Origin of the sequence: Sphingomonas piscis, assembly GCF_011300455.1 — a bacterium.
Taxonomy (GTDB): domain Bacteria; phylum Pseudomonadota; class Alphaproteobacteria; order Sphingomonadales; family Sphingomonadaceae; genus Sphingomicrobium; species Sphingomicrobium piscis.
Map to the genome: position 1 here is coordinate 1,612,617 of NZ_CP049869.1, position 24,933 is coordinate 1,637,549.

Below are 24,933 nucleotides of genomic sequence, written 5' to 3' on the forward strand. Positions count from 1 at the left end.
TGCTCTACCCTTGTGCTGTCGAACTGCGGCCACCCAAGTGTCAGTTGTAAGGTTGCACACCATCATGTCAGGATAGGAGCGGCACAGCAGGCAAGGACAACCGCGACAATGGCGCAGATCATTGCAATACGACGTCCGTTTGCCGGCATAGCTAGCCTCCCCTGGGGAGTGGCATGTCAGCTTGCCGGAAGGTGCGCAAGGGTTGCGGGCCGACGTTCCCCGAACGTCTGTTCCGGGTGGGAGCGCACATTCGCTGGGTCTCCGCTTGGCACCGTGAAAAGTGAGATGCAGTTGACCAGGACGGCAGATCACTTAACGTCAGCAAAGGGTCGTAAATAGACATTTTCCGAACATGCGCCTCGGGTGAAATGCCGACGTCGAGCGGGTGGGGCAAGAGAGCGGCGGCGGGGCAACACTCCCGCCATTTCCGTCGAGCCCGCAGCGGCTTAGCTTTCGTGCACCGCAGAGATCGCTAAGTTGCCGCGTATGGGCTTAAAATGTCTCTTCAATATTCATCGTCCTCTGTTGGCCTCGATCATCACCCGTCGCGGCGGCTATGCGGCGCTGTGCGACGGATGCGGCCTGCCGATCGAGCGGTCGCAGGAAGGTCGCTGGGCCCCCCGCAGCCGCTCGCGAGACGTCAGGACAAGGCTGCCTGAGGATCGTCCGCTCCTAGCTCAACTGGATAGAGCGTCGGGCTTCGAACCCGAAGGTTGGGGGTTCGAGCCCCTCGGAGCGGGCCAACTCTGGATATCTACAATGGTGGAAAGTAGTCATTGGAGACTGGCATGGCGGAGCGCTTGGGATTGTTCAGTCCGAAGCTATTTTGGAGAGAACGTTAATCTCTTGGCGGCATGGCCGCAGGATGATCCGCGCCTACGATAGCCGCCTTTCCAATCGCAAGAACATGTTCGTCGTAGCTCAGCTAAGCTGGGAGAACGGCAACGCCCCCGTGCGGATCAGAAACATTTCTTCTGTGGGCGCACTGCTTGAGGGAGCAGGGATACCCAGCATCGACACGAGAGTGACACTAAGCCGCGGGGCACATTCGGTGCCAGGCCAAATAGTTTGGATGAAAGGCCAGCAGGTGGGCTTTGAAGCCCTGGAGCCGATTGTCCCGGACGATTGGCTCCCCATGCACTCACGCACCCGCAAAGGTGACATTTCGGCTGCGTCCGCAGATCACCAAAGCTCCAGTAAAGCTTCAACCTCCCATCTGAATCGAGACCACATCATGGCAGAGAACCTCATCAGGATCAGGGCCATGGTTGAAGATGTTCGGGTCAGGCTTTCAACTCAGCAGGGCGTGCAACAGACCGACCAGATCACAACCACACTGGACCACATCCATAGATTGCTGACTTGGCAAGTTGGTGAGCTTCAATCCTAATATTCATGAACCCCAATCGGTTGCCGCTAATGGGTCTTTTTCAAACCTACAGCGAACGCCGGCTTTGCGTTGGAAGCGGACACTTTCGATCTGCCAAAGTAAGCCCCGCCAGAGACTGATCTTTGGCGGGGCAACTCGCTGCTGACAACCAGCGTCAGTGATGCGATCGCTGAGCTACCAGCGATAGCTGCGCTGGCGACCGTCGCGGACATCACGAGCGATCCGCTGTTCAAGCATGACGATCCGGCGTTCAATGTTATTGGCTTCTTGCTGGTTGAAGCCTCGCCCGTCTCTCGCCTGTCGATACAGCCTCTGCTCGATCTCACGTGACTGGCTGGTAAGATTGTTGAACTCGTTACGAGTGATCAGTCGACGCTGACCAAGCTGAGCAATCTGCCGCTGAAGACGATCAACCCGCACCTGAAGAGCACGAGCCTGGCCCTGATTTACCTGGCCATAGGCATTCCGCTGCGGAACCCACTGGGCTGATGCCGGCGCGATTGCCGTCATGCTCGCCAGAGCGGTCACGGCGATGAGGATCTTGCGCATAAACAGTTCCTTCCTGCTGCCGTCCTGAGAACTCTTTGGAGCGGCGTTAAGTGGAGATTATGCGCCTAAAGGAGTGGGACACGGCTGAATGGGTCGTTGGCAAGCGTTCACCTGCTCACGCCTCGGCAATGACTGGAGAGCGGCCGCTCAGCGCGGCGTGAAGCAAAGGGCAGCGGCTAAGAGATGAACCGATTAGCGCGACTAAAATCCCCAGCACTGCCCGAGCGGCTAAGGTAGCAAAGCGATTAGCATTAGGCTGCCAAGTCGACGTGAATAAGAGTGAAACGGGAAACGTCTGCTTGCCACCAAAACAGACACTGCCGAAGCGCTAATTCGAGATCCTGTGTTAGGAAGCTCGCAGGAGGTCGGCAGCCACGTACATTGCTAAGATTATCAGCACGGCGATCGTGCTTGCCAGTGTGCTGTAGAAGAGAAATTGCCTCCGCGGTGAACTCCAGCTTGGCCGCACGAACGACGTATGATCGGCGCTTCTAATGGTCAGCGTCGGACTTTGGAGCAATGCGGCGCTCACCCCGGCAAGGGAGATTGGTATTACGAAGTTGCAACCGAACTGCTGACCTCTGCTCCAGATTACCTCCGCTTCAGCCTTGCCCGTCTCGGGCAGCTCAAGCACAAGTCGATCGCCGGCTGACAAATCCGCGGATGTTTGAACCAGCATCCCAGTACGTGAGATGTTGCTTATCTCAACTTGGATGCCTGGCGTACGCTCCGTTGAACCTTCTACGATGAGCTTGAGCGTCCGCCGTTCTGTTCGCCGGCGGTTTCCTCCGACCTGAAATGTTTCGAGGAAAGCTAACATTCATCAATCTAGCGCCTGAAATGGTTAAGGGAGTCTTGCTGAGGTGACCGATCAGCGCGTGCTTTCATCCAAAGCGGACGTTCCGCTTCCGTCATCGGCATGTTAGCTTGGAGAATGGAAGAAGCCCCTGATCATCGTCCGGCTTACATATTCACCGGCCCAGACGAGAATGGTGCAGTGCGTCTGGAGATGCCCAGCCTTGATCCAAAACATGGCGGCGAGTTCTTCTGCGTCACCTTTGGTACGGACAAGGATGCGATAGCCAAAGCGATGTGCCTCTGGCCCTGCGAGAACGGGTACGGAGAGATGGAATGAGCGGCCTTCTGAACTCAAGGGAGTTCAAGATCGGGTTCTATTCAACCTGCTTGTTTCAGATCGTCTTTCTTCTTGTGGTCGCTTCGTTCGGCTGATGTGCAATCTCTACCGCTTGTCACCCGCTCGTGAGGAAGTCGCCCGACTGTTCAGCGTTTCTATTGGGCAGATAGGTAACTGGGCCAGTGGTGAGGTCTACCCTGGCTACCCTGGCGTTGTTGTCGCCCAGGGCGAGCTGCGGAGCATGGTTTGGGGCTTTCCGCTCGTGTTCAAAGGAAAGAACGGTCAGCCTCTCAAGCCCAAGGCGGTGAACAACACACGCGCTGACAAGCTCGACACCTTCATGTGGCGCTACAGCTTCCAGGAGCGGCGATGCTTAATCCCGGTAAGCGCGTTCGCTGAGGCTGAAGGTGAGAAGGGAGCGAAGACGCGCACCTGGTTCACGCTGCCGGACGAGGAAGTCTATGCCGTCGCTGGGATTTGGCGGGAGACGCCAGAGTGGGGCCTCGCCTACTCGATGGTCATGACTGAGGCCTGCATCCACGTTGCTGACGTGCACGATCGGATGCCGGTGATCCTGAAGCGGGAGCAATGGGCTGACTGGCTGGATGGTCCACCAGATGCGGCGAGCTTGCTCTGTCGACCTTACCCTGACCTGGTGGTTTGTGATCGAACGACGGACAGCTGGGTCCGGCGCTCCTCAACTCAGACCAACTAGTTCCTGAGCGGAAGAGATGTTCGTGAACTCCAATCGGTGCCATCGAGCAGAACGCTCTCAGTTTCCAGATGCTCTTTCAAATGACAGATGCCCAAGTCCACATGTGCCCCTATGTGAGCGGGCGCATCATGCGCATCGAGCAGCGTCAGCGCCGCCTTTAGATACTGAAGCGCCTCGGCCAAATGGCCGCTGATTGCAGAGCCCATGTTTTCCCCCTGACCTGTAGCCGCGAACTCAGTTTCAGAGTGCGACATAGCAGCCCATTACGTCCCCGAGCCGCCAACTGCCTCCATAACGAAGCAATCCTGAAAGAACCGTTTACCACTTTCAGCAATTTAGGTTCATATTCGAAACTGCTCGGTCAACATTGGAGGCCGCAATGACAAATCACCATGGCAAGTTCAGTTCAGACCAGCCCCCGTTTGCTCCTGTCCAAGAAGTTCGCGAGAAGCTTCACTCGGTACTTTCGGTTTTAGAATCCATGGCTCCCGCACCCAAGTGCAGCGGAGATCCCTCTGATCGACCCACTGAGCAGCAGGTTCGGGCCATCTTGAAAGCACGAAGGAACCGTGACCGGTACTTCCCTGCGGAGCTATTTGCGGACCCGGCGTGGGACATGCTGCTCGAACTCTACTCTGCACACCTTGGGCAGCGTCGACTTTCCGTAAGCAGTCTTTGCGGTGGCTCTGGCGTTCCACCGACGACGGCGCTGCGCTGGATCACAACGCTGGAAAAGCAGCGGCTAATCGCCCGTCGAAACGATCCTATGGATGGCCGACGGGTTTTCGTTGAGCTTTCGTTCAGCGGCGTGGAGGCGATGGACGCGTACTTCCAAGCTAACCTGCCGGCCCCGATCTAAGTCGATAGCGCGTCTCATTGCAGGTCGCCCACCTAGCTCAGAACCTGTCCCTCAGTGGTCACCAGACATGGGGGCAATCTCCGCACCCTTGTGACCGCATAGCGAGCACCTTCCCAGCTTCGTCCAGTTCGGACATGAGCTAGACAACGAATTAACCCGCTGTCGGCCATCTCTGATTGAACGCAATCAGGTGCTCGGAATTAAGATGGCATTCCAGAAGTTATTTCCGCGCTTACAGGCAATCGTAGCCGACGTCGGAAGGAACGTGGTCAGGGTTGGGCTGACCGACGATCTAGGCCGCCTAAACCATGAAACCGTACGGGAGTATGATCCCGCTGCCCAATCTACCATCTCGACAGCGATCTCAGCCTTTGCGCGAGATGTTGGGCTAAGGTCATTCCCGCCCCGAGCCGCTTTTGCGGTTTCCGGAGTGCCTCGGGGAGAGACAATCTCCATCACCAAAAGCCGGTGGATACTGTCGAGAGCCGGACTGACTGCGATGTTTAGGGCACCACCCCTCATCATCAATGACTTCGCGGCGAATGCATGGGCAATGAGCGATCCGAAGTGCAGCGGGCGTATGGAACCCATGACACCAACGATCGTGCGCCCTGACCTGCCAGGAACCTATTGCATTCTAGGGCTCGGCAGCGGTCTTGGTGTGGCTATCGTATCCCGTGACGAATACGGCCTCGTGAACGTCGTCCCTACTGAGGGCGGCCACTTGGGACTGATGCATGGGCTCAGTGGAGCGGACCGCATCCTCAACAAACTTCAAGCAGGAGGCACACCGGTCACAGCCGAGACTTTATTCTCCGGTCTTGGCCTTCTTTCCACATACCGCGCAGTTTGCGAGCTTCGCGGACAAGCTCCCCGTTGCACCTCACTCGCAGAGTTACTCGCCCCGGCAATGATGACGCACGATCCCGCGGTACTTGAGACACTTGAGTTCGTTGGCAGAGGCTTCTGGCACTTCGCCGGGAATATGGTCATGGCATATGGTGCCTGGGACGGTCTGATTTTGACCGGAAGCGTCGCCGCTGCTCTGAAGAGCGTCCTTCGCCGGCCTGACCTTGCGGCATCGTTCAACGTCAAAGGACCTTGGATGCGTCAGCTTGCTAGTACGCCGAAGGCCAGCATCTCGTTCAAGCACGCAGAACTCGAAGGTGCTGCTGTGGCACTGCTAATGAATGATCGTCGGCAGCAAGCTGCTGAACAATTGTCAGTAGCAGCAAGGGCTGCCTGACGACACCGAACACAGCTCTACCAGCGGGGAACGTCTGCTTTGGGTCGAAAGCGAAAGCGGAAGTTCGGCGGTGTGAGTTTTACGCGCCCGGCCCGCCCCTGAAATAGCCATTTATCGCTGCCTGGCCCTTGCTGGTGAGCTTCACTGATACAAGCTTTGGGTCTGACGGCTGAACCGCGCGAGTAACTAAGTTCTCGGCTTCCAGAACCTTGATCCACCGCAGAACGGTCGAGGTGGGCACATCTATGATGTCCGCGATACGAGTAGCAGTGGCCTGCTCGTACGACAGTTCAGAAGCATAGAGCTGTAGAAGCGTGTCCCATGCCGGATCAGCAAACAGGTCGGCTCTAAAATACCCTGACCGCCTCTTCCGTTCGCGGATCAGCTTCCTGATGCGGGCTGCCCGCAAGTCAGCAACCTCCGACGAAAGTGTCACGTCGAGGCCTGATCGGACATGCGGTTCATCTATAGACATTGTGATGGCATTCAACTAAAAGCAACAGTATGTAGCATTAAGGATGTTCCACCCGAATGTCAAACCGAGCACAAACAAGTTCAGCGCGGCGTCCGGGAGGGCGCACCGCTGAGGTTCGTGCTCGCATCAACCACGCCGTGCTTGAACTCTTGTTTGAAGGCGGCACGGATGCCTGCTCGTTCAAGGCCGTAGCCGAACGCGCCGGTGTGGAGCGGTCCACTCTGTATCGACGGTATCCTGACCGCTGGGAGATGATGATCGACTCCTTTGTTGGGCGTGCTTCGGAAGAAGTAGTGTCTGAGCCCGGACTGACCTTTCGGGCTGCCCTCACCTCGGTTCTCACTAAGCTCGTGGCGCAGCTGGAATCGCCTGTTGGCCCGCAATGCTTGTTGTTGCGGCTGAGGCTCGCGCAAGATCGGGCACGGATCACACTCGGTCCTACTTCGATGGACGCATGGCGCAGCTTAGCCCCATGTTCGACGATGCGATTGCGCGGGGAGAGTTACCGTCCACCGTTGACCGCGAGGGATTGTTCACGCTTGCGGCTGGTTCAATCTACTTCCGATTGTTCATCGCTGCTCGGAAGGTGGACAATGACTTCATCCACTCGCTGGTCGATCGGGTTTGCTCCATATTCTGTGTGCCTAAGTGAGCTGCTCTAAGCTTCGCGCGACCCTTGAAGTTGCTCCCGGACAATGACTGCCTCAAGCCGTCGTGCGTTCGCGCTGGTCGTAGGTGTCTGCGTCACAACAGCATTGCCGATCCTTGCGGCGGTCATGTTGGTTCGTCAGCAGACGGCCGCAAGAGATGAAACGGTCGCGCAGGGTCTGGCTCGCAGTGCCCTTCTAAGTGCCGAACGAAGCGGAGCTCAGCTCTATGCCGCAGCCACTTCAATCAACAGGATGACGCAAGCTCAGGCATGCTCTCGTGCCGGGCTACAAAACATGCGTGAAATCGATCTGGGCTCAACGCTGCTACAGGGTGTCGGTTGGGCGGAAGGTAATACCCTTCGGTGTTCCTCGTTTGGAGCCACGGACCCCATCGAACTTGGACCAGCAAACTTCGTGTCCACAACTGGTTCGATCTTCAGGACCAGGGTGAAGTTGTCGGACCCGGACCTCAACTACGTGATCGTTCAGACAGGATCTTCAGTAGGAGTTATTCACAAGGATCTGGCGCTAAGTTTCGTCGAGAACGTCCCTGGGCTGGCAGTGGGCGTTTTCTCCTGGTCGACGAGCGAGCCAATAATCAGTCGCGGCGAGGTTGATCCAAAGTTCCTACGGCTTGGAGGCGGCGGCGACGCAATCTTCAGAGACGAAGGCCACACAGTTGCCATTGTTCGGTCTGGCAAACACGACATTGGCGCAGTCGCCGTGTTACCTGCGGCCCACTCGGCCAACTTCGCAGCACAAGCCGCTAGGATCCTAATACCGACCGGCGTCTTAGTAGGTCTGCTGCTCTCCACGTTCCTGGTTCGATATGCTCGAGCCCGCGCGTCGCTGCCAATGCTGATTCGAGCGGCTCTGAAACGTAGAGAGTTTTATTTGGTGTATCAGCCAATCGTCGAACTCGTATCCGGCAAGATGGTAGGCGTCGAAGCACTCATCCGCTGGGACCGGGGGATGCATTCCCGATCCCGCCCGACCGTTTCATACCGGTTGCTGAAGAAGCTGGTCTTATTCCTCAAGTTGCCGCGCGTGTGCTTGAGCTTCTCGTCCAAGATGCCAAGCACATCCTGATGCTCAGCCCTCTGTGTCACTTTGCAGTGAACTTCGCAGCTGCTGATCTGCACCGTACCAACATTTTCGAGGAAGTGAGTGCCTTGGTGGAGTCCTCCGGCATTCGCTTCACCAGCCTTGTTATCGAAGCCACCGAACGCAGCTTGGTCGAAGTTGAGCGAGCAAGTGAGTCAATGCAGCGGCTACGGGCAGCTGGCATCAAGGTTGCTATCGATGACTTCGGCACGGGATACTCTAGCTTGGCGTACCTCGCCCAGCTCGAGGTAGACTTCCTCAAGATCGACAAGCTCTTCGTGCAGTCCCTCGGAACCGACTCTGCGACGAGCCATGTTGCCCTGCGGATCATCGATATGGCCAATGACCTTTCACTATCAATCGTCGCAGAAGGCGTGGAGACAAAGGAGCAGGAGCAATCCCTAAAAGAACTCGGCGTCGGACATGCTCAAGGGTATCTCTATGGCCGGCCGATGGTCTTAGATGACCTACTGGATGATCTCCGGAGGCAGCGTGCTGCTGCAAAGTGCCGGGGTCAGTCGCAGCTTTGATGAAGTCCTACTGCGGCCGTCTAATTGCTTGGCTGCTCGCAGCCGAGGTGCTGGCGCAAACGAGCGATCGCCAAGTCGAGATGAGCGCCAGCGTCCGCGGCCTCGTCGGCCCGGTCGATTAGCGCTAGCGCTCGCTCCATAAACTCAAGGGCCTCGTTCAAGGGTTCTACGGCTTCACTCACACCAACATCCGAGCAAATTCCTGAAGAAGCTCGGCTTAATCGAAAGTGTTGAACTTTAGCAAAAAGGCGGAATGGGCGGCCCCAATTTAGCACAGGCAACCTATCGCCTCCAATTAGGAGCAAGTTGATGTGCTTGCTGCGGTCCAGCGGCTCAATGTCTGCGTTGGGTCGTTTGCGGAAGTTCCGCTTTAGGACGAAAGTTGTTGTAATCGGAACTTACGGGGCCGCTATCGACTAATGGCCCACCATTCCGGCCAGCGCACGGTTCCCGGCTTATGGGTCGCATCGACAACGATTCTTTGCTCTTCGATAGACAGCCGACGAGACCCCAGTCGCTCCAAAGCCAATTCGATAAGCCAGGGTTTTAGCTCATGACGTGTGTTATCGCCGTATTTGTCCCGCTTAACGGCCATACCAAGATTATCGAGGGTACATCCCACACCTCCCGGTGTGACGCCTTTGCAGATAATTGCAGTGATCTCCGGTCCCGCGGGCTCACGCTTGGATCGAGCTAACTCGATCGCGGCCAACGAAGCTCGAGCTGAAGCGCTATCGCCCTGAAGACCTTTCCTGGTGAGCTGGAGCATGAACGCTTCAGCAGCCGTTACTCTGCGCTCTCTTCCATCCTCGCGGATGGTCACCATTTGCCCAAGCACGTGGTCGTACGGGATTTCCCGGCGGCTGTTTCTTGGGCGCCCCTTTGGATTACCGCTCCTGACCTTCTGAAAGCGCGTTGACCTTGGAGGTCGGCCGTAGCCTACCTCATCCTCACGATCGTTGATGTCTTCACTCACCGCGTGCTCCCCGCGGCCACCTGAGTTTGTCAGGTTCGAACGCACTCCACTTCACAGAGTCGATTTGGTTTTGGGAAAGCTTTCGCCTGCCTGGCCTACTGAGACCCGCTTGGACTGCCCAGTTCGCCATCTTCATTCTTACGCCGTACTGACATGGCTGCGTCCAGCTTGGATCACGAACAGTGATGCCCAGGAGCAGCATGGCCTCGTCGGCATTCCTAGCGTCATTCTCCCATTGGAACTTGATTGGTTTGCTGCGAGGAGCAGGCGCTGCTTTGGCAAGAGCGACTTCTCGCGCCTCGATCATCTTGAGGACATGCCGCACTGCCATTTTGCTGCCCTTCAGCGCTGCTTGATAGGTCTGCAACTGCAGCGCCTCATCGATCGTAAGTTCGCGCTCAACCCCGTTTTGAGTGACGGTCAGGGTCTTATCGATGATGACGTCGAACGCAGAGATGTGCGGCCGGCGCGCCTTGGGCCGACCGGCAGGATTCCCGCTCTGCCCTTTCTGGAACCGCCCGCTCATTCGGGCCGCTCCAGCACCGGCGTGCCGCCGGTCATCTGCACCCAGCGCTCCACGGCAACATCGACATAGGCCGGATCGATGTCGCAGCCGCGGAACGTGCGGCCGGTCCGCTCGGCAGCAATCAACGACGTTCCCGAGCCCAGGAACATGTCGAACACCAAATCTCCGCGTCGGGTCACGTCCTGATAGGCATCGGCAACCATGGCGACCGGCTTGACGGTCGGATGCAGCGCCAGGTCTTCTCGCCGGCTGCCGGCCATCGAGTTGACCGATGGGTAGTCCCATACGTTGGTCCGATTACGGCCGTGCTTCCCAAGCTGGACCATGTTCGCGTGCGGCGCATCGCCGACGCGATACACGAACACCATCTCGTGCTTGGAACGGTAAAGCGAGCCCATCCCCGCGTTGCTCTTATTCCACACGCAGATGTTCAAAAGGTCGTCATAAACTTCGCGACCGACGGCAGCCACATCGTCAATGTGCCGCCAGTCCATGCAGACGAAGTGGACCGCGCCTGAGCGTGAGACCGCTTCCGCCGCCGTCAGTGTCTGGCGCAGGAACTCACGGAACTGGTTCTCGGTCATCTCGCCGGACGCCATGGCGAACTCGCGGTGGCGCCCCTTTGCGTTGGCGTGGCCGTTGATCTTCACGTTATATGGCGGGTCCATGAATGCTGCGTCGATGGCAGCGCCCTCACCCACAACATGCTTCAGGAACTCGACGTCGCGCCCATCGCCGCAGCCGATGCGATGCTCACCCAGCACCCATATATCGCCAAGCTGCGTCTTCGGCTCAGAGGGTACCGCCGGGATGACCTCCTCGTGGGGGTCATTTGCCGCCTTCAGCACGATATCGATCTCGCCGCTCGCAAAGCCGGTGAGCGTCAGATCGAAGTCGAAGTCCAGGGTGGCAATGTCGGCAAGCTCCAGCTTGAGGATCTCCGTGTCCCAGCCAGCATTCAGAGCGATCTTGTTATCCGCGAGCCGAAGTGCCTTCTTCTGGACCTCTGAGAGGCCACTCAGCTCGATGACGGGCACCTCAGCAAGGCCCATTTCCCTGGCAGCGCGTAATCGGCCGTGCCCCGCAATGAGCATCGACTGCTCATCAACGAGCACTGGGTTCGTGAACCCGAACTCCCAGATACTCGCGCAGATCTGATCGATCTGCTTTTTGGAATGGGTCCGCGCATTGCGTGGATCCGGACGAAGGTCACCGATCGGTCGATACACGACCGTCAGCGAGCGAGTGGGTAACGCCCCCGCGACACTCTGCTTCATGCTTGCGGAACATAGCATGAACATGCAGCAAAGTCAATGTCCTGGCGAGTGCGTTTAGACTTATCCCCGACATTCACTGGCCAACATCAGACACTGTTCGATGTTCTGGTGGATGTGTCTAAGAACCAGAGCAATCACCCAGCTCCCACGCAGTAGAGGGAGCAACCTACATGATCACGCAGTCACCTGGATCCGCGATCCGCGAGCCTGATCCACAGCAATCGTTCGACCTGGCCGCGGCTGAGCAGCCTGTATCGGCCCACTGGCCAATGCTTGGCTCCTTGGGCTTGTCCCCGGGCCAGCTTGCAGCGAGGCGCGAGAGCATCGGCGGCTCGGATGCCAACATCATCCTGTCGGGCGATCCGAAGCGTGTTCTGGAGCTGTGGGAGCAGAAGACCGGTCAGCGCGAGCCTGAGGACCTCAGTGCCAAGCTGCCGGTGATGCTTGGCTGCTGGACCGAGCCGTTCAACCGGCAATGGTATGAGCAGGTCAGCGGCGAGCGGGTCGTGTTTGCCGGCATGACCATGACCTGCCCGACCTATGGCTGGCGCACCTGCACGCTGGATGGGCTGGTGGAGCGAACGGGCGCCGTGTGGGAGGCCAAGCACACGGGCGCGTTCGTGAAGGGCGAGGAGGTGCTGGAGCGCTACATGCCCCAGCTCCAGCACAACATGGCGATCGCAAGGGTCGACCGTGCGATCCTGTCGGTCATCTACGGAAACCACAAGCACGAGGTGATGGAGGTTGCCGCCGACTGGCTCTACCAGCTCGATCTGCTTGAGGCAGAAGAAGCGTTCTGGAGCGCGGTGGTGGATGGCACGCCGCCGGTGGTGGTCGCCCCTCCCCCGCCGCCACGCGTGTTCGGCTCCCGCGAGATCTGCCTCCAGGGCAACAATGCCTGGGCAGCGGCAGCCGACGACTGGCTGCAGCACAGGACCGCTGCGAGGCTGTTCGGAGAAGCTGCATCCGCGATCAAGGGCATGGTTGATGACGATGTCGGACGAGCGTTCGGCCATGGTGTTGAAGCGAAGCGATCGAAGGCCGGTGCGCTGACCATCCGCGAGCTTGTGCCGTGAGCGGGGCCCTCGTGTACCAGGCGATCAGCGGCGTTGCTGCCGATCTTGCCAACCTCGGGCTGGCCAAGTCGATGATCAACACCGACGATGGCTATGGCTATCGCTCGATCGACCAGCTGATGAACCGGCTGGCGCCGATCCTTGCCGTGCGCAAGCTGTGCATCCTCCCCCGGGTGCTTGAGCGCAGCTCGGCCGAGCGCCGGCAAGGCGATGACCTCCTCACCAACGTCACGTTGAAGGTTGCCTATGACCTGGTCAGCCCGGAGGATGGCTCAAGCCACACCGTGGAGGTCTATGGCGAGGCCCTCGACCGCAGCGACAAGGCCACGCCCAAGGCGCTCACCGCTGCCTACAAGGCCGCCATGCTGCAGACGTTCTGCGTGCCGGTGGCCGGAATGGAGGATGCGGACGCAAGCTCGCCAAGGCTGAACGGCGCAGCTGCAACCAGCGCGGCAGCAACCATCAACGACACTGAGCCGCCGCAGGGCTGGCAGCAATGGTCAGCGGACATCACGGCGCTGATCGCCAGCTGCGAGAGCATCGAGGCACTGGAGCGGCTGCAACATACGCATCGGCCGCTGCTGCGGCGGCTCAGCCGAGCATGGCCCGAGCTCTATACCGAGCTTGGCCAGGCCTTTGCAGCACGCCGGAGCAACGTCGGGTCCACTGAGCCGAAGCCCAAAACGTCCGAACGCCGCTCCTCGCGTACACGTAAAGCACGGATCACCCCATCTACCCCTAGGACGAGCAAGGCCAATGGCCCGGCTGCCCCGCTACATTAAGCGCATCAGGGCGCCATCACCCGAGCGCTCCTGCCCCGCTCACCGCGCCTGGGTTCGCCATCACGCCTGCTCGGTCCCGGGCTGCGCCAACCACCCCTGCGAATGTGCTCACGTGCGCCGCGGCACCGACGGCGGCACGTCGCTCAAGCCCTCCGACAAGTGGGTGATCAGCCTTTGCCCCGACCACCACATGGAGCAGCACCGGATCGGAGAACCCGCGTTCGAACGGAAACACGGCATCTGCATGGCAGAGCTGGCGGAAGAGTTTGCGAGAAGATCACCGCACTGGACGAAGCTGCTCTGACTGGCTTGGGCGCGGGCCAAGCTTCCAACTGTTATGACGAACAAACACCCTGCTCGTGCCGATTGGAGCTCCTGTTACGCTGATTAAACGCCCCTGTTCCGTCGAATAACAGGAGGACCGTTTTTCCAGCGTCGAAGAGGCTAAAATCTGCCCCTTTCTGGGCCGAAGCAAGCATTAGAAGGCTTCAATCTTCCTGTTCAGCGACCCGAAACGTGCGATTTTCCCTGTTATTCCTTTGATGGCCACATGCTGCCGGCGCTTCCCGGCTCCTTGATGTCGTGGCCCCACCACCTCATCTATGATATGATGCGTACGAGGAGTCGAACCATGTCGAAGAAGCTTGCGATGCTTGGACTTGCCCTGATCGGCGGGACCGGGTTGGCGCTTGCCTGGTCGGCGTCCGCCACTGCCCAGTCGCAACCGGCCGAGCGCAGCCGCTCCGTTCCCGACAGCTTCGCCTGGAAATATGGTCCCGACGGCAGGCCGGTGAAGAAGGCCAAGGTGACCAGCAACCCAGACGGCAGCACGCGCGAGGAAGTGCCGCTTGGCGGCAAGTGCGTTCGGGTCGTCGAGCGCGGTGCCGACGGAACCGTCAAGCGTACGGACCAGTGCTAGCGGGTGACCTTTGCGTTCTCGGCCCACGCCGGGCAGCGCGGTAGCTTGATCTCGGCGAGGCCGCGGCAGTCGCGGACCTGAACCGTGTCGTCCTTGCCGATGAACAGAGCGAACCCACGACCATTGTTGCAGGACACCGCCCACATATCGAGGGTCCCGTACCGCTGGACAAACGCGCTACGATCAATGCGCTGGCATTGCTTGCCGGAGCCGTGGATCGCCCGTTTCAAGCCGATGGCACGATTATAATCGTTGAGGGCAGCAAGCTCCTGCTGCCCCTTGCTCTGGACGAGCGTTCCGTTGACGGTCTCCTCCTGCTGCTGGGAGGGTCCGCATGCGCCCGCAAGCAAGGCGACCGCGGTGACGAAAGCCAGAGACCGCATCTTTTTCTCCTCTCCACGGTAACGCGCCAACCATTTGGAAGGTGCAAGATAGCCGCTGCGCCAAGCATGAGCTAGACGAAGGGCAAAGGAGACGGCGGATGCGCAACTTGGTGATCGCGGGCGTGATGTTGGCGGCGGCAACGGGAATGTCCGCAAGGGCCCAGCCCCCCAAGCCGCTGACGCCGGGGGACATCGTGGCAGCTGCGCCGGCGTCGGCCTGGAAGGATATCTCGCCCGACGACCTGCTGGTGATGCAGATGGGCACCCGCCGGATCGTCATTCAGCTGGCGCCGGCCTTTGCCCCAGTCCACGTCGCCAACATCCGCACGCTTGCGCGGGGCAATTGGTGGGAGGGCGCAAGCGTCTACCGGGTCCAGGACAATTACGTCGCGCAATGGGGCCAGAACGAAACGGAGAAGCCCTTCCCAGCCGGGATCGTCGCACGCCCGCCGCATGAATATTGGCGCGCGCTGAGCGGGATTGCGCTGACGCCGCTTGGCTCGCCCGATGCCTACGCGCCGGCCGCCGGCTTCTGGCAGGGCTGGCCGGTCGCAACCAGCCCGGCCGAGGGCTGGGCGACCTTACCCCATTGCTACGGCTATGTCGGTGTCGCGCGCGATCTGGCGCCTGACACGGGAACGGGCGCGGAGCTATATGCGATCATCGGCCATGCGCCCCGGACGCTGGACCGCAACATTGCGGTCGTCGGCCGCGTGATCGAAGGCATCGACGCTCTCAGCAGCCTGTCGCGCGGGACCGGCACGATGGGATTCTACAAGGAAGGGGCGGAGGCAGCCGTGCCGCTGACCTCGGTCCGAGTGGCGAGCCAGTTGCCGGCGGGCGAGCGGCCGCGGTTCCAATATCTGGACACGGCGAGCGCAACCTTCACGCGATATCTGAAGCTCCGGGCCAATCGGAACGACGACTTCTTCAAGGTCGCGGCGGGCGGCGTCGACCTGTGCGGCGCCAGCGTGCCGGTGCGCAAAACGCCCTAGGTCAGGCGGCCCAGGAGGAGAGTTCGGCGCGGTTCTTATGCTGGATGATCACGGGGGCGGCGTGGGATCGCATGCTGGCCTCGGCCAGCGGCAAGGCTGTCGTGCAGAACGCGCATTCGGCTGACATGCGGCCGATGATCCAGTGGGTCCGTCCGCAGCCGGGGCAATGGTTCACTTCATGCTCGCGGTAGACGACATGGTAGCCGCGGCCGCTGAGATCCATCGCGCCCGCAAGATCGGGAAAGCTGCTCGCCATCGACATGATCCTTTCGGCCGGTGAACGACCGGACGGCGAAGATGGTTTCATTGCTGAAGCTGGCGAAGTCCGCGGGCAGGGCGCAGATCAGGAGCGGATGATGCCGTGGAGCGAGATGGGCTGCGCGAATTCCGCGCCAAGTTTATCGCCCGCAGTCCAGCGGATGACGGCATTGGCGCGGGGCCGTCCGGGGAGCATCAGCCAGACCCGGGCGCCAACCTCGAACTTGCCCTCCGACTGGGCCATGAAGCCGCGTTCGGAGATGTTGAGGATGCGCGCGTCCAGCCCGGTCTCGCCGAGCTGGCGCATGGTGGCGCCGAGTTCGATGGGAAGGCGGTCGAAACGACGCCGGTCGCTGGGATCGTCGGCTTCCGAAATACGCGCCTGAAGCAGGGAAAAGTTCATGTTCATCGGCCCGCTACCCGACCTTGCCCAGGAAGGTAAGACCGATTTTACCATCCCGGACCCAGCGCACCTGGGCGCGTTCCGACGCTCTCTCCTGGCTTCGGAAGCGGAGGGTCTCGCCGATGTTGGGCGTACGTTCGAAGCGGATCATGGCACCTGACGCGGACTGATTGACCAGCTGGACGACATGGTCCTGACCGCGGAAGGAGAGGATCGCCTTGTCGGCCGGGCAATCGATCCGCGGTTCCGACCGTTGATCGAACATGCGCTTGACCCGGCGCGGGATGATGCTTCCGTCGAGGATGAAATTGCTCGCCAAGGTTACGCTTCCACTCGTTGTTACTCTCCGGATTAAAGGAACGAGCTTAAGGATTGGTTGAGTGACGCCGGCAACGATTTGGCGCCTCTGTGCTTCGACGACCACTGGCAGGCGCCGTTCATCGGGTGTAAGGTGAGTGCCGCCATATAGGGCTTGGGCAGGACAGCTTTGTCCTTGAAAACGAACAGGTTTGTTGAAAATGACGGCGCGCTTCACTTCCTTGGCCATTTTGTCGGTCATGACGTCATCGGCGGCACTGGCGATCCAGACGCCGGCGCCGGTTCCCATTGCGCCGGCTCAGCCTCAGGCGAGTTCACCGCAGGACCCGTTGGCGCCCGCCCCCATTCAGCTGCCGCCGCCGATGTGGCAGGCCGGCGATGCCCAGCAGTTGCTGGATTACATCGGCCGTGTCGCTGGGGAAGGTTTGAACCCCATCAACTACGATCCTGCGGGTCTCGCAGCGGCGATCCGGAGCCAGGATCCGGTCGCAATCTCGGCGGCGGCCAACGACCGCTTCAACCGGCTCTCCTCGGATCTGGCGCTCGGTTATGTGCCGCGCAAGGAGCGCAAGGACTGGTACGTCAAGGATCCGGACCTATCGTCCGAGCAGCGCGACGCGCTTCTCCGATCGGCGCTGGCCCAGCATCGGGTCGCCGAAGCGCTGGACGGGCTGCTGCCGACCCATCCGCAATATGGCGCGCTCAAGAATGCACTGAAGTTGGCGGGCGCGGGCGACGTCGCCAAGGCGAACCGGATCAAGCTCAACATGGAGCGTTGGCGCTGGCTGCCGCGCGAGCTCGGCGACAAATATATCATCGTCAACGTTCCGGGCTTCTACGCGACCCTGGTCGAGAACGGCCAGAACCGGTGGAAGCAGCGGGCGATCGCCGGTGCAACCAAGACGCCGACGCCGCAGCTGTCCGTGATGGCGACCGGCGTGGTCGCCAATCCGTCCTGGGAGGTGCCGCCGAGCATCACCAGGGAAGTCGCCGGAAAGCCTGGCTATGTGCCGGTGAAGAAGGATGGCAAGATCATCCGCTGGAGTCAGCCGCCGGGGCCGTCGAACGCGCTGGGGCAGCTGAAATTCGTGATGTACAATCCGCACAATATCTACCTGCATGACACCAACGCCCGCAGCCGCTTCTCCAGTCGCATGCGGGCGCTGAGCCATGGCTGCATCCGCACCGAGAACATCCTCGACCTGGCAAGCGAGCTGCTGGCCGACGATGGCGGCGAGTGGACGCCGGACAAGTTCCAGGAGGTGTTGGCCGCCAAGAAGACGAAGCAGCTGAACTTCGTGAAGCCGCTGCCGGTCTACATCGTCTATTTCAGCGTCGCGGCGCTCAACGACGGGCGGATCGTGGACTATAGCGACATGTATGCGCGCGACGGCAAGGTGCTGGCGTCGCTTCAGGCGCCGCGTGGATTGGCGCCGAAGACGCAGGTTGCGGCGCGTTAGAGCTTCTTTTCGCTTAGGAGCCGGATACGAGAACGGCGCCGGAGGGTTGCTCCGGCGCCGTTTCAGTTTCCGTTCTAAATCTTAAGCGGCAGCAAGTTTATCGGCATAAATCATTCGGCCGCCCGCGAGCTTGCGCATGATCGCCCACTGATCGTCGCGGCTGAAGGCGAAGCAGCCTTGGCTGCGGCCAAGCTTGCCGTGAGCCTCGATCACTTCCGGTTCGGCATACCAGGCATTGTGGATGACGATGGCGCGCGCCTCGGCATTGTTGTTCGACCAGTCGTGGCCATGGACCTTCATCGAAAGGCCATACTTGCCGTGGTAATAATCGCCCGTCGTGTAGGTGCCATTGGACGATGCTTCGGACCCGAACACGTTCGAGAAATGGTCGAGATAACCGCTGTGGGCCTGATCCGAGCCCTTGCCGTGAGCGACGCGGTAGCTTTCCACCGCACCGCTGCGCAGGTCGACGACGTGGAAGCGGGGGTCGCGCGATGCGAGCGAGAAATCGACGATGCCGATGCTATCCCTCGCGGCGATGCGATGCTGGTCGAGCGCTGCCTTGGCACGCTGGAACAGGGCCGGATCGACGCCCTGCGGCGCCAGGGGCGCGCGCGGCTGGGCCGGCAGCGGACGGGTCATCGGACCCGTGCCGGTGATGATGTTGATCGGACCGCCGAACTGCGGGCGAGCGGCGGACGAGAGCATGGCAGCGCCTGCTCCAATCGTACCCATCCGCAAAATTTCCCGACGATTCAATGACATGTATGCCCTCCGGTATGGAAAGGGCTTGTATCAGGCGAAAGGTTAATCGCCGATAACCCAAGCAGGGTTCGTTGCTCGGCTTACCGTTGCATCGTTGCAACTCATCGCAAAGGAGTGAAACGGCGTGCGGGTTGAACTGGTTGAACCCCGCTGCTATGGGCCCGCGACCGCCACAGGTGCGCCTGCGGTGAACCATTTCCATTTGATTCGGATCGGGTGCGGCATCGGGGCTGCCTTCGGTCGCGGTTGGGCCGACAAGGCTAACGAGGAGTTTGACTGAGGTTTATGCAGATCATCGTTCGCGATAACAATGTCGAGCAAGCGCTGCGCGCGCTCAAGAAGAAGCTGCAGCGCGAGGGCGTGTATCGCGAGATGAAGCTCCGCCGTCATTACGAGAAGCCGTCGGAAAAGCGCGCTCGTGAGCGTGCCGCCGCGATCCGCCGCGCCCGTAAGCTCGAGCGCAAGCGCGTCGAGCGCGAAGGCGCGCGCTAAGCGCTGCCTCGCCTCAGCAGCGCCCCTTCCATGTCCGCAGCCACCGCTGATTCGCCAAAGGCACGCCGTTCGGGCGGCCTGAAGCTTTGGCTCGGCCTCCTGACCGTGATTGCTGCCGGCGTTGCGCTGGCCTGGTTCGGCGCGGGATCCTTGCGCCCCGTGGTCACTCAGAGCGGCCTCGAGTTCCGGGTCATCAAGGAAGGTTCGGGCGGGCCGATCACCGACCAGGATGCGGCGATGATCGATTATGTGCTGACCGGCGACGACGGAACGGTGATTGACAGCAGCCAGGGCCGCCAGCCCCAGCCGTTCGTCACCGCGGGCGTCTTCCCGGGCTTCGCCGAAGCGATGCGGCGGATGCAGGAAGGCGGGCAGTACAACTTCAAGATGCCGCTTCGGCTGGCCTTTCCGGACGGCAAGGCGCCCCCGGGGTTCCCATCCAAAACCCAGAACCTGACGTTCGACGTTCGGGTTCAAAAGATCGTGCGCAACGGCGCGGCCATGGCCGCGATGATGCAGCAACAGCAGCAGTAAGGGTCAGGCGGCCGGGTTGCCGCCGACCAGTTCCGGGCCTTCGCCTTTCTCCGCCGAGCGCTCCTTGCTTAATTCCTGCAAGGTCACCTTCAGCGACGCCAGAATCGAATCGGCGAGCAGCAATCCCAGGAATCCGAACAAGGCGCCGAGGATCAGCTGCGCGGCGAGGACTATTGCCGGCGCGAGGTCGACCGTTCGGCGCGCGATGTAGGGCAGCACCAGATAGCCGTCGATATTCTGCACCGCGAAGTAGACGAAGATGGCGAAGAAGCCCTCGTTGGGCCCGGCGCTGAAGCCGACCGCCACCATCAGCAAGCCCGACACGATCGCGCCGATGTTGGGGATGAAGGCGAGGATCCCGGTGATGAGGCCGAGCAGTGCCGCCATGGGGATCGGACCGATGCCGATCAGGCGGCTGACCCAGGCCAGCATGAACCAGGTGAACAGGCCTTCGAAGATCATCCCGACGATGCGGCCGAACAGGAGGCGGCGAAGGGTGAAGCCGACGCGGTTGGTGATGCGGTAGAAATGGTCGCGGTGCCGAAGCGGCAGCATCCAGGCGACCCCGCGATCGTAAAGGCGCGGTTCGATGGCGATGAAGATGCCGATGACGAAAATGAGCAGGGCGCTGGTGAGTGCTCCAAGCGCGCTGCCGACCGCGGTGGTCAGGCGGCCCACCGAGCCCATCAACTGCTGACCGATGGTGCCGGGCGTCGGGTCCGTGATAAGCCCGGCGTTCTGCGCCCAGGCGTATAGCTTCAGTGCCTGGGTTTCGACGACCATGCGGAGTGCGCCCGCCTGCGCCGCGAAGGTCGTCCCGGCGTAGTAAAAAACCCAGGCGACGAAGCCGATACCGATCAGGATCGCCAGCGAAAGCCGCCAGCCGCGGCCGATCGGCAGGAATCGACCGAGCGCCCGAGCCCCGCCGTCCAGCACGACGCCGAACACCAGCCCGCCGAGGATCAGCAGCAGCGGCTGGGCAAGGAAGATGACGCCGGCGACGACGAGTGCCAGGCCGATCCAGACGGAGGCGCGGCGAAGCTCCTCCCGCAACAAGGGATCGCGGAATTCGGCAGGGCCGGGCTGCTCGACGTGCGGTTCAACCGTCGGCGGCGACTCCGCCATCAGTTGGCCGAGCCGCGAAGCGAGTTGCCGGCGCGGCCGGAGCGGAAGGAAGTGAACCAGCTGGCCGGGTTGAACAGGCTGGTGGTGCCGTCGAGCGAGAAAGTGATGAACTCCGCGCGCCCGCCGATATTCTCCCAGGGCACCGGACCACCAAGGCCTTGCTCCTCGAGCGCGAAGCGGCTGTCGGCGCTGCTGTCGCGATTGTCGCCCATCAGGAACAGGTGGTCGGCGGGCACTACCGTCGCGGGGTAATTGTCCCCCGTGCTGACGGGGGTCAGGTCCACCGTGTCATAGGTGGGTCCGCCGGGCAGCGTCTCGCGGACGATGGGCAGGCTGCAATATTGTTTGCCGTCGGAGCCGGTGACGTCAAAGCCCGGGAATTTGTCGGAACAGGGGATGTTTGCGTCGACAGGGATCAGGGCATTGGGCCGGCGCTGCGCCTGGACCGGCGTTCCGTTGAGGATCAGGCGGCCCGCGCGGACCTCGATCGTGTCGCCGGGCAGCCCGATCACGCGCTTGATATAATCCTCGTTGGCGCCCGGTGGCGTGACGATGACGATGTCGCCGCGCTTGGGCATCTTGCCGAACAGCCTGCCCTTTTCGAACGGGAGGGTCACGCCCCAGCCCTCGCCGGTGCCGAGCACGAGCGAGCGGAAGATCGCCGCCGGATTGGGGATGGTCGGCGACACGAACGACCAGCCGTAGGGATATTTGGTGACCACCAGCCGGTCGCCTTTCAGCAAAGCCGGCATCATCGATTCCGACGGAATGTAGAAGGGCTTGGCAACGAAGCTGTGGAAGGCGAGGACCGCCAGCAGCACCCACAGCAGGCCCTTGAGCTCCCGCCACACGGCAGAGCCCTTGGACTCCCGCTTGGCCGGGACCGCCGCATCACTCTTGGCGGTCACATCCGTCGCAGTGTCGGTCAATCAAAGCTCCATCTTGCGTGCGTAGAGAATGACGAAGGCCTGCGCCCAGGGGTGATCGTCGGTCATGGTCAGATGTATGTCGATTGCGTGGCCCTCCGGCGCAAGGGCGTCAACCCGCGCCGCGGCGCCTCCGGCGAGCTTCAGGGTGGGCGCGCCGGACGGTGCGTTGACGACGCCGATGTCCTTCATGAAGACGCCGTGCTTGAAGCCGGTGCCGACCGCCTTGGAAAACGCCTCCTTGGCGGCGAAGCGCTTGGCGAGGGTTCCGGCCATGGTGAACGGGCGGGATGCGGCCTTGGCGCGCTCGGTCTCCGTGAAGACGCGGTGAAGGAAGCGCTCTCCGAAGCGGTCGAGTGAATTCTGGATCCGCTCGATGTTGCACAGGTCGGAGCCGAGGCCGACGATCACCGCGCCGCGTCCATCAGCTCGCGCATCCGGATGACGCTGGCGTCGATGCCGGTGAAGATCGCTTCGCCGATCAGGAAATGGCCGATGTTGAGTTCGGCCAGCTGCGGAATGGCGGCAACCGGCACGACATTATCGTAGGTGAGGCCGTGGCCCGCGTGCGGCTCGATGCCGTTCTTGGCGGCAAGCGCCGCTGCGTCCGTCACCCGCTTCAACTCGTTTGTCCGATCTTCGCCATCCGCATCGGCATAGCTGCCGGTGTGGAATTCGACGACCGGCGCCTGAAGGCGCAAGGCAGCGTCGACCTGGCGGTCGGATGGTTCGATGAACAGGCTGACCCGGATGCCGGCGCCGCCAAGCTCGCCGACGAAGCGCTTCAGCGCCTCGAACTGACCGGCAGCGTCGAGGCCACCTTCCGTGGTTCGCTCCTCGCGCTTTTCGGGAACGATGCAGGCGGCGTGCGGACGGTGGCGCAGCGCGATGGTGAGCATCTCCTCGGTGGCTGCCATTTCCAGGTTCAGCGGCAGGTCGATTTCGCCCATGAGCCGGGCGATATCCGCGTCAGTAATGTGGCGGCGATCCTCGCGGAGATGGGCGGTGATTCCGTCGGCGCCGGCCCTTGCGGCGGCATGGGCGGCCCGCACCGGATCGGGGTGCGCGCCGCCCCGGGCATTGCGAATGGTGGCAACGTGATCGATGTTCACGCCGAGGCGGAGCCTGGTCACGCCGCGGCCCGACTGCCGGGCTTGATGGCGGGAATGGCCGCAAGTTCCGCCGGCAGGGAATCGGCATCATAGGTGGGAACGTCGATGCGAATGAGTGCGGTGTAAGGGACACCAAGATCGGCGGTTCCGCCCGAACGGTCGACCAATGAGCAGGCGCCGACCACCCTGCCGCCCGCCTGCTCGATGGCCTTGATGGCTTCACGGGAGGAAAGGCCGGTGGTGACCACGTCTTCCACCATCAGCACGCGCGCGCCCGGATCGAGGCGGAAGCCGCGGCGAAGTTCGAACGTGCCTTGAGGGCGCTCGACGAACATGGCGGGCTTGCCCAGCGCGCGGCCCATTTCATGGCCGATGATGACTCCGCCCATCGCCGGTGAGACGACGGCGTCGACGGCGTTACCGACCTCGGCCGGCAGCTTGGCGGCCAGTGCCTTCGCCAGTCGCTCCGCGCGCGCGCCGTCCATCAGCACTCGGGCGCACTGAAGGTATTTGGGGCTGCGTAGGCCGGAGGAGAGGATGAAGTGGCCTTCGAGGAGCGCGTCGGCCGCGCGGAACTCGTTCAGCACCTCGTCGTCGGTCATTGCTTCAGGCACCCCTTTCGGGCGCCGTCAATACGGGCCTCTTTGCCCCTGTTCAACTCATCGAGACAAGCGCTTGAGAGAGTGAAAACCCGCGCCTATAAGGCCGCCCAAACGTGGGGCCAGACCAACGGCGCGGCCCAGTCCCAAACCCATGGATCCCGGGGTGAGAATGAAACTGTTTGGATGGGCGATTGTCCTGGCTGCGGCTGGGCTGACACCTGCAGCGGCGCAGGAGCCGCAGGCTTCGGCGCAAGCGGCAGCACCGCAAGCGGGCGCGCCGGCGACGCCGGCCGCGCAGCCGGCAGTCGCTTTGCCTGAAGGTAGCCCGACGAGCCCCCGTGCCGTGGCGCAGCAGCCGGGCGGCGCGGCCGATCCGGCCGCCGGCACGCCTTCCGCGCCCGCCCAGGCCGATGCGAATGTGCTTCCGGACTCGCCGCTGGTCGGCGTTCCAAACGGTGGCAAGGGCATTCAGGAGCAGGTGACCGCGATCGGTCAGGAAGCCGCCGCCTTTCACAACAATTGGCTGCTGCTTCTGTGCGTGCTGATCAGCATCGTCGTCCTCGTGCTGCTGGTCTATGCGATGGTGAAGTTCCGCCGAAGCGCGAACCCGATCCCGTCGCGCAATTCGCACAACACGGTGATCGAGGTGATCTGGACGGTGGTTCCGGTCCTGATCCTGGTTGCGATCGCCATCCCCTCGATGCGCCTGCTGCGCCACCAGTATAGCCCGCCCAAGGCCGACCTCACCGTCAAGGTGATCGGCAACCAGTGGTATTGGACCTATCAGTACCCCGACAATGGCGGCGTCGAGATCGTGTCCAACATGCTCAAGGAGCAGGGCGACGTTCCGGCCGGCCAGCGCTTCCGCACCGACAAGGACGGCCCGCGCCTGCTGGCGGTCGACGAGCGGCTGGTGATCCCTGCCGGCAAGGTGGTAAAGTTCATCGTCACGTCCAACGACGTGATCCACGCCTTCTGGATCCCTGCTTTCTGGAACAAGATCGACGCCAACCCGGGTCAGCTCAACGAGACGTGGGTGAAGGTGGACAAGCCGGGTGTCTATTTCGGCCAGTGCACCGAATTGTGCGGCGCCCGCCACGCCTACATGCCGATCTCGGTCGAGGTGGTCCCGCAGGACCAGTTCAACCGCTGGATGGCAGCCAAGGGCGGCACGATTGCCGGTGCCCGGCCCGCTGCAACGCCGGCCGCCGCTCCGGCAACAGGCGGCACCGCCGGACTTCCGGTTCCGCCGCCGCCGGCAACGCCGGGCACCGTGCAGGGCAATCCTGCGCCCGCCCCGACCAACCCAGACGTCGCGAACCGCGCGACGACCAGCAATTAAGCCGAGTCC

General features: G+C 61.6%; 34 protein-coding genes, 1 tRNA gene and 1 pseudogene. 20 read left to right on the forward strand and 16 right to left on the reverse strand.

Annotation, left to right across the window (positions count from 1 at the left end):
* Positions 1-666: 666 nt before the first annotated feature.
* A tRNA-Arg gene (locus G7077_RS08040) sits at positions 667-743 on the forward strand.
* A 122-nt stretch (positions 744-865) separates the two neighbouring features.
* Positions 866-1,390 (forward strand): hypothetical protein, encoded by a 525-nt coding sequence (locus G7077_RS08045; protein WP_166411244.1) that lies wholly within the window; start codon positions 866-868, stop codon positions 1,388-1,390.
* 174 nt (positions 1,391-1,564) lie between these two features.
* Here the strand turns inward: G7077_RS08045 and G7077_RS08050 are convergent, their stop codons facing one another.
* Positions 1,565-1,939 carry a hypothetical protein gene (locus G7077_RS08050; RefSeq protein ID WP_166411245.1) on the reverse strand — a complete coding sequence of 125 codons (375 nt, stop codon included), beginning with the start codon at positions 1,937-1,939 and terminating at the stop codon, positions 1,565-1,567.
* Between the two features lie 346 nt (positions 1,940-2,285).
* The gene (locus tag G7077_RS14515) at positions 2,286-2,759 is read right to left on the reverse strand and encodes a PilZ domain-containing protein (RefSeq protein ID WP_166411246.1); all 474 of its coding nucleotides are present in this window, start codon (positions 2,757-2,759) and stop codon (positions 2,286-2,288) included.
* A 114-nt stretch (positions 2,760-2,873) separates the two neighbouring features.
* On the opposite strand from G7077_RS14515, the gene G7077_RS08060 reads away from it, so the two are divergent.
* Both G7077_RS08060 and G7077_RS08065 read left to right on the forward strand, forming a co-directional pair.
* Positions 2,874-3,074 (forward strand): hypothetical protein, encoded by a 201-nt coding sequence (locus G7077_RS08060; protein WP_166411247.1) that lies wholly within the window; start codon positions 2,874-2,876, stop codon positions 3,072-3,074.
* A 94-nt stretch (positions 3,075-3,168) separates the two neighbouring features.
* Complete coding sequence (locus G7077_RS08065; RefSeq protein ID WP_166411248.1) at positions 3,169-3,789, forward strand: SOS response-associated peptidase; 621 nt, start codon at positions 3,169-3,171, stop codon at positions 3,787-3,789.
* Here G7077_RS08065 and G7077_RS08070 read toward each other — a convergent pair.
* Complete coding sequence (locus G7077_RS08070) at positions 3,786-3,995, reverse strand: hypothetical protein (protein ID WP_166411249.1); 210 nt, start codon at positions 3,993-3,995, stop codon at positions 3,786-3,788. The genes G7077_RS08065 and G7077_RS08070 overlap by 4 nt on opposite strands.
* Before the next feature lie 410 nt (positions 3,996-4,405).
* Here G7077_RS08070 and G7077_RS08075 point away from each other — a divergent pair, with 410 nt between their 5' ends.
* The 7 genes and pseudogenes from G7077_RS08075 (at position 4,406) to G7077_RS14315 (ending at position 8,775) form a co-directional block, all read left to right on the forward strand.
* Complete coding sequence (locus tag G7077_RS08075) at positions 4,406-4,648, forward strand: helix-turn-helix domain-containing protein (protein ID WP_166411250.1); 243 nt, start codon at positions 4,406-4,408, stop codon at positions 4,646-4,648.
* A 205-nt stretch (positions 4,649-4,853) separates the two neighbouring features.
* On the forward strand, positions 4,854-5,894 hold the full coding sequence (locus G7077_RS08080; RefSeq protein WP_166411251.1) for a glucokinase: 1,041 nt from the start codon (positions 4,854-4,856) through the stop codon (positions 5,892-5,894).
* 531 nt (positions 5,895-6,425) lie between these two features.
* Positions 6,426-6,563, forward strand: a pseudogene (locus G7077_RS14520) (hypothetical protein); the annotation flags it as partial.
* A gap of 188 nt (positions 6,564-6,751) precedes the next feature.
* Positions 6,752-7,021: a TetR-like C-terminal domain-containing protein gene (locus G7077_RS08095; RefSeq protein ID WP_166411253.1), complete on the forward strand. Its 270-nt coding sequence runs from the start codon at positions 6,752-6,754 to the stop codon at positions 7,019-7,021.
* Between the two features lie 124 nt (positions 7,022-7,145).
* Entirely contained in the window at positions 7,146-8,108 is a 963-nt protein-coding gene (locus G7077_RS14305; RefSeq protein WP_281347064.1) for a CSS-motif domain-containing protein, read from the forward strand.
* Positions 8,048-8,653 carry an EAL domain-containing protein gene (locus G7077_RS14310; protein WP_281347065.1) on the forward strand — a complete coding sequence of 202 codons (606 nt, stop codon included), beginning with the start codon at positions 8,048-8,050 and terminating at the stop codon, positions 8,651-8,653. The genes G7077_RS14305 and G7077_RS14310 overlap by 61 nt, the downstream gene beginning before the upstream one ends.
* On the forward strand, positions 8,653-8,775 hold the full coding sequence (locus G7077_RS14315; protein ID WP_281347024.1) for a hypothetical protein: 123 nt from the start codon (positions 8,653-8,655) through the stop codon (positions 8,773-8,775). The genes G7077_RS14310 and G7077_RS14315 overlap by 1 nt, the downstream gene beginning before the upstream one ends.
* Before the next feature lie 287 nt (positions 8,776-9,062).
* Here the strand turns inward: G7077_RS14315 and G7077_RS08110 are convergent, their stop codons facing one another.
* From G7077_RS08110 to G7077_RS08120, 3 genes are read right to left on the reverse strand one after another with little or no spacing between them, the layout of a single operon-like run.
* On the reverse strand, positions 9,063-9,629 hold the full coding sequence (locus G7077_RS08110; RefSeq protein ID WP_166411256.1) for a DUF5681 domain-containing protein: 567 nt from the start codon (positions 9,627-9,629) through the stop codon (positions 9,063-9,065).
* Positions 9,622-10,155, reverse strand: coding sequence for a DUF5681 domain-containing protein (locus G7077_RS08115; protein WP_166411257.1), 534 nt, complete (start codon positions 10,153-10,155; stop codon positions 9,622-9,624). The genes G7077_RS08110 and G7077_RS08115 overlap by 8 nt, the downstream gene beginning before the upstream one ends.
* On the reverse strand, positions 10,152-11,432 hold the full coding sequence (locus tag G7077_RS08120) for a site-specific DNA-methyltransferase (protein WP_166411258.1): 1,281 nt from the start codon (positions 11,430-11,432) through the stop codon (positions 10,152-10,154). Before G7077_RS08120 ends, G7077_RS08115 begins: the two co-directional genes overlap by 4 nt.
* Positions 11,433-11,602: 170 nt before the next feature.
* On the opposite strand from G7077_RS08120, the gene G7077_RS08125 reads away from it, so the two are divergent.
* The 4 genes from G7077_RS08125 to G7077_RS08140 all read left to right on the forward strand — a co-directional run bounded on the left by G7077_RS08125 (position 11,603) and on the right by G7077_RS08140 (position 14,209).
* Positions 11,603-12,508 (forward strand): YqaJ viral recombinase family protein, encoded by a 906-nt coding sequence (locus tag G7077_RS08125; RefSeq protein WP_166411259.1) that lies wholly within the window; start codon positions 11,603-11,605, stop codon positions 12,506-12,508.
* Positions 12,505-13,290, forward strand: coding sequence for an ERF family protein (locus G7077_RS08130; RefSeq protein ID WP_166411260.1), 786 nt, complete (start codon positions 12,505-12,507; stop codon positions 13,288-13,290). The genes G7077_RS08125 and G7077_RS08130 overlap by 4 nt, the downstream gene beginning before the upstream one ends.
* On the forward strand, positions 13,265-13,594 hold the full coding sequence (locus G7077_RS14650; protein ID WP_484592835.1) for a DUF968 domain-containing protein: 330 nt from the start codon (positions 13,265-13,267) through the stop codon (positions 13,592-13,594). Before G7077_RS08130 ends, G7077_RS14650 begins: the two co-directional genes overlap by 26 nt.
* A 327-nt stretch (positions 13,595-13,921) precedes the next feature.
* Entirely contained in the window at positions 13,922-14,209 is a 288-nt protein-coding gene (locus G7077_RS08140; protein ID WP_166411262.1) for a hypothetical protein, read from the forward strand.
* Here the strand turns inward: G7077_RS08140 and G7077_RS08145 are convergent.
* A complete protein-coding gene (locus tag G7077_RS08145) occupies positions 14,206-14,592 on the reverse strand; it encodes a hypothetical protein (RefSeq protein WP_166411263.1) in 387 nt (128 codons plus the stop codon). The two genes, G7077_RS08140 and G7077_RS08145, sit on opposite strands and share 4 nt — an antisense overlap.
* Before the next feature lie 98 nt (positions 14,593-14,690).
* Between G7077_RS08145 and G7077_RS08150 the strand changes: the two genes are divergently transcribed.
* Positions 14,691-15,587, forward strand: coding sequence for a peptidylprolyl isomerase (locus G7077_RS08150; protein WP_166411264.1), 897 nt, complete (start codon positions 14,691-14,693; stop codon positions 15,585-15,587).
* 1 nt (position 15,588) lies between these two features.
* On the opposite strand, the gene G7077_RS08155 is transcribed toward G7077_RS08150, so the two are convergent.
* From G7077_RS08155 to G7077_RS08165, 3 genes are all read right to left on the reverse strand, one after another.
* Positions 15,589-15,843, reverse strand: coding sequence for a hypothetical protein (locus G7077_RS08155; protein ID WP_166409927.1), 255 nt, complete (start codon positions 15,841-15,843; stop codon positions 15,589-15,591).
* An 87-nt stretch (positions 15,844-15,930) separates the two neighbouring features.
* Complete coding sequence (locus G7077_RS08160) at positions 15,931-16,248, reverse strand: PilZ domain-containing protein (RefSeq protein ID WP_166411265.1); 318 nt, start codon at positions 16,246-16,248, stop codon at positions 15,931-15,933.
* A 13-nt stretch (positions 16,249-16,261) separates the two neighbouring features.
* Positions 16,262-16,567 carry a PilZ domain-containing protein gene (locus G7077_RS08165; protein WP_166411266.1) on the reverse strand — a complete coding sequence of 102 codons (306 nt, stop codon included), beginning with the start codon at positions 16,565-16,567 and terminating at the stop codon, positions 16,262-16,264.
* Between the two features lie 199 nt (positions 16,568-16,766).
* Here G7077_RS08165 and G7077_RS08170 point away from each other — a divergent pair, with 199 nt between their 5' ends.
* A complete protein-coding gene (locus G7077_RS08170; protein ID WP_166411267.1) occupies positions 16,767-18,026 on the forward strand; it encodes a L,D-transpeptidase family protein in 1,260 nt (419 codons plus the stop codon).
* A gap of 81 nt (positions 18,027-18,107) precedes the next feature.
* Here the strand turns inward: G7077_RS08170 and G7077_RS08175 are convergent, their stop codons facing one another.
* Positions 18,108-18,734 carry a murein L,D-transpeptidase catalytic domain family protein gene (locus G7077_RS08175; RefSeq protein WP_246167115.1) on the reverse strand — a complete coding sequence of 209 codons (627 nt, stop codon included), beginning with the start codon at positions 18,732-18,734 and terminating at the stop codon, positions 18,108-18,110.
* A 342-nt stretch (positions 18,735-19,076) separates the two neighbouring features.
* Here G7077_RS08175 and rpsU point away from each other — a divergent pair, with 342 nt between their 5' ends.
* Both rpsU and G7077_RS08185 read left to right on the forward strand, forming a co-directional pair.
* Positions 19,077-19,283 carry a 30S ribosomal protein S21 gene (gene rpsU, locus G7077_RS08180; RefSeq protein ID WP_166411269.1) on the forward strand — a complete coding sequence of 69 codons (207 nt, stop codon included), beginning with the start codon at positions 19,077-19,079 and terminating at the stop codon, positions 19,281-19,283.
* A gap of 30 nt (positions 19,284-19,313) precedes the next feature.
* Entirely contained in the window at positions 19,314-19,817 is a 504-nt protein-coding gene (locus tag G7077_RS08185) for an FKBP-type peptidyl-prolyl cis-trans isomerase (protein WP_166411270.1), read from the forward strand.
* A gap of 3 nt (positions 19,818-19,820) precedes the next feature.
* Here the strand turns inward: G7077_RS08185 and G7077_RS08190 are convergent, their stop codons facing one another.
* From G7077_RS08190 to pyrE, 5 genes are read right to left on the reverse strand one after another with little or no spacing between them, the layout of a single operon-like run.
* Positions 19,821-20,942 carry an AI-2E family transporter gene (locus tag G7077_RS08190; protein ID WP_166411271.1) on the reverse strand — a complete coding sequence of 374 codons (1,122 nt, stop codon included), beginning with the start codon at positions 20,940-20,942 and terminating at the stop codon, positions 19,821-19,823.
* Positions 20,942-21,871, reverse strand: a complete 930-nt coding sequence (gene lepB, locus G7077_RS08195; RefSeq protein ID WP_425505274.1) for a signal peptidase I — start codon at positions 21,869-21,871, stop codon at positions 20,942-20,944. Before lepB ends, G7077_RS08190 begins: the two co-directional genes overlap by 1 nt.
* Positions 21,872-22,279: a holo-ACP synthase gene (gene acpS, locus G7077_RS08200; RefSeq protein ID WP_166411272.1), complete on the reverse strand. Its 408-nt coding sequence runs from the start codon at positions 22,277-22,279 to the stop codon at positions 21,872-21,874. It lies immediately after the preceding gene.
* Positions 22,276-23,001 (reverse strand): pyridoxine 5'-phosphate synthase, encoded by a 726-nt coding sequence (locus tag G7077_RS08205; RefSeq protein WP_166411273.1) that lies wholly within the window; start codon positions 22,999-23,001, stop codon positions 22,276-22,278. The genes acpS and G7077_RS08205 overlap by 4 nt, the downstream gene beginning before the upstream one ends.
* Positions 22,998-23,582 carry an orotate phosphoribosyltransferase gene (pyrE, locus tag G7077_RS08210; protein WP_166411274.1) on the reverse strand — a complete coding sequence of 195 codons (585 nt, stop codon included), beginning with the start codon at positions 23,580-23,582 and terminating at the stop codon, positions 22,998-23,000. Before pyrE ends, G7077_RS08205 begins: the two co-directional genes overlap by 4 nt.
* 169 nt (positions 23,583-23,751) lie before the next feature.
* Between pyrE and coxB the strand changes: the two genes are divergently transcribed.
* The gene (coxB, locus tag G7077_RS08215; RefSeq protein ID WP_166411275.1) at positions 23,752-24,924 is read left to right on the forward strand and encodes a cytochrome c oxidase subunit II; all 1,173 of its coding nucleotides are present in this window, start codon (positions 23,752-23,754) and stop codon (positions 24,922-24,924) included.
* The last annotated feature ends 9 nt before the right edge of the window (positions 24,925-24,933 follow it).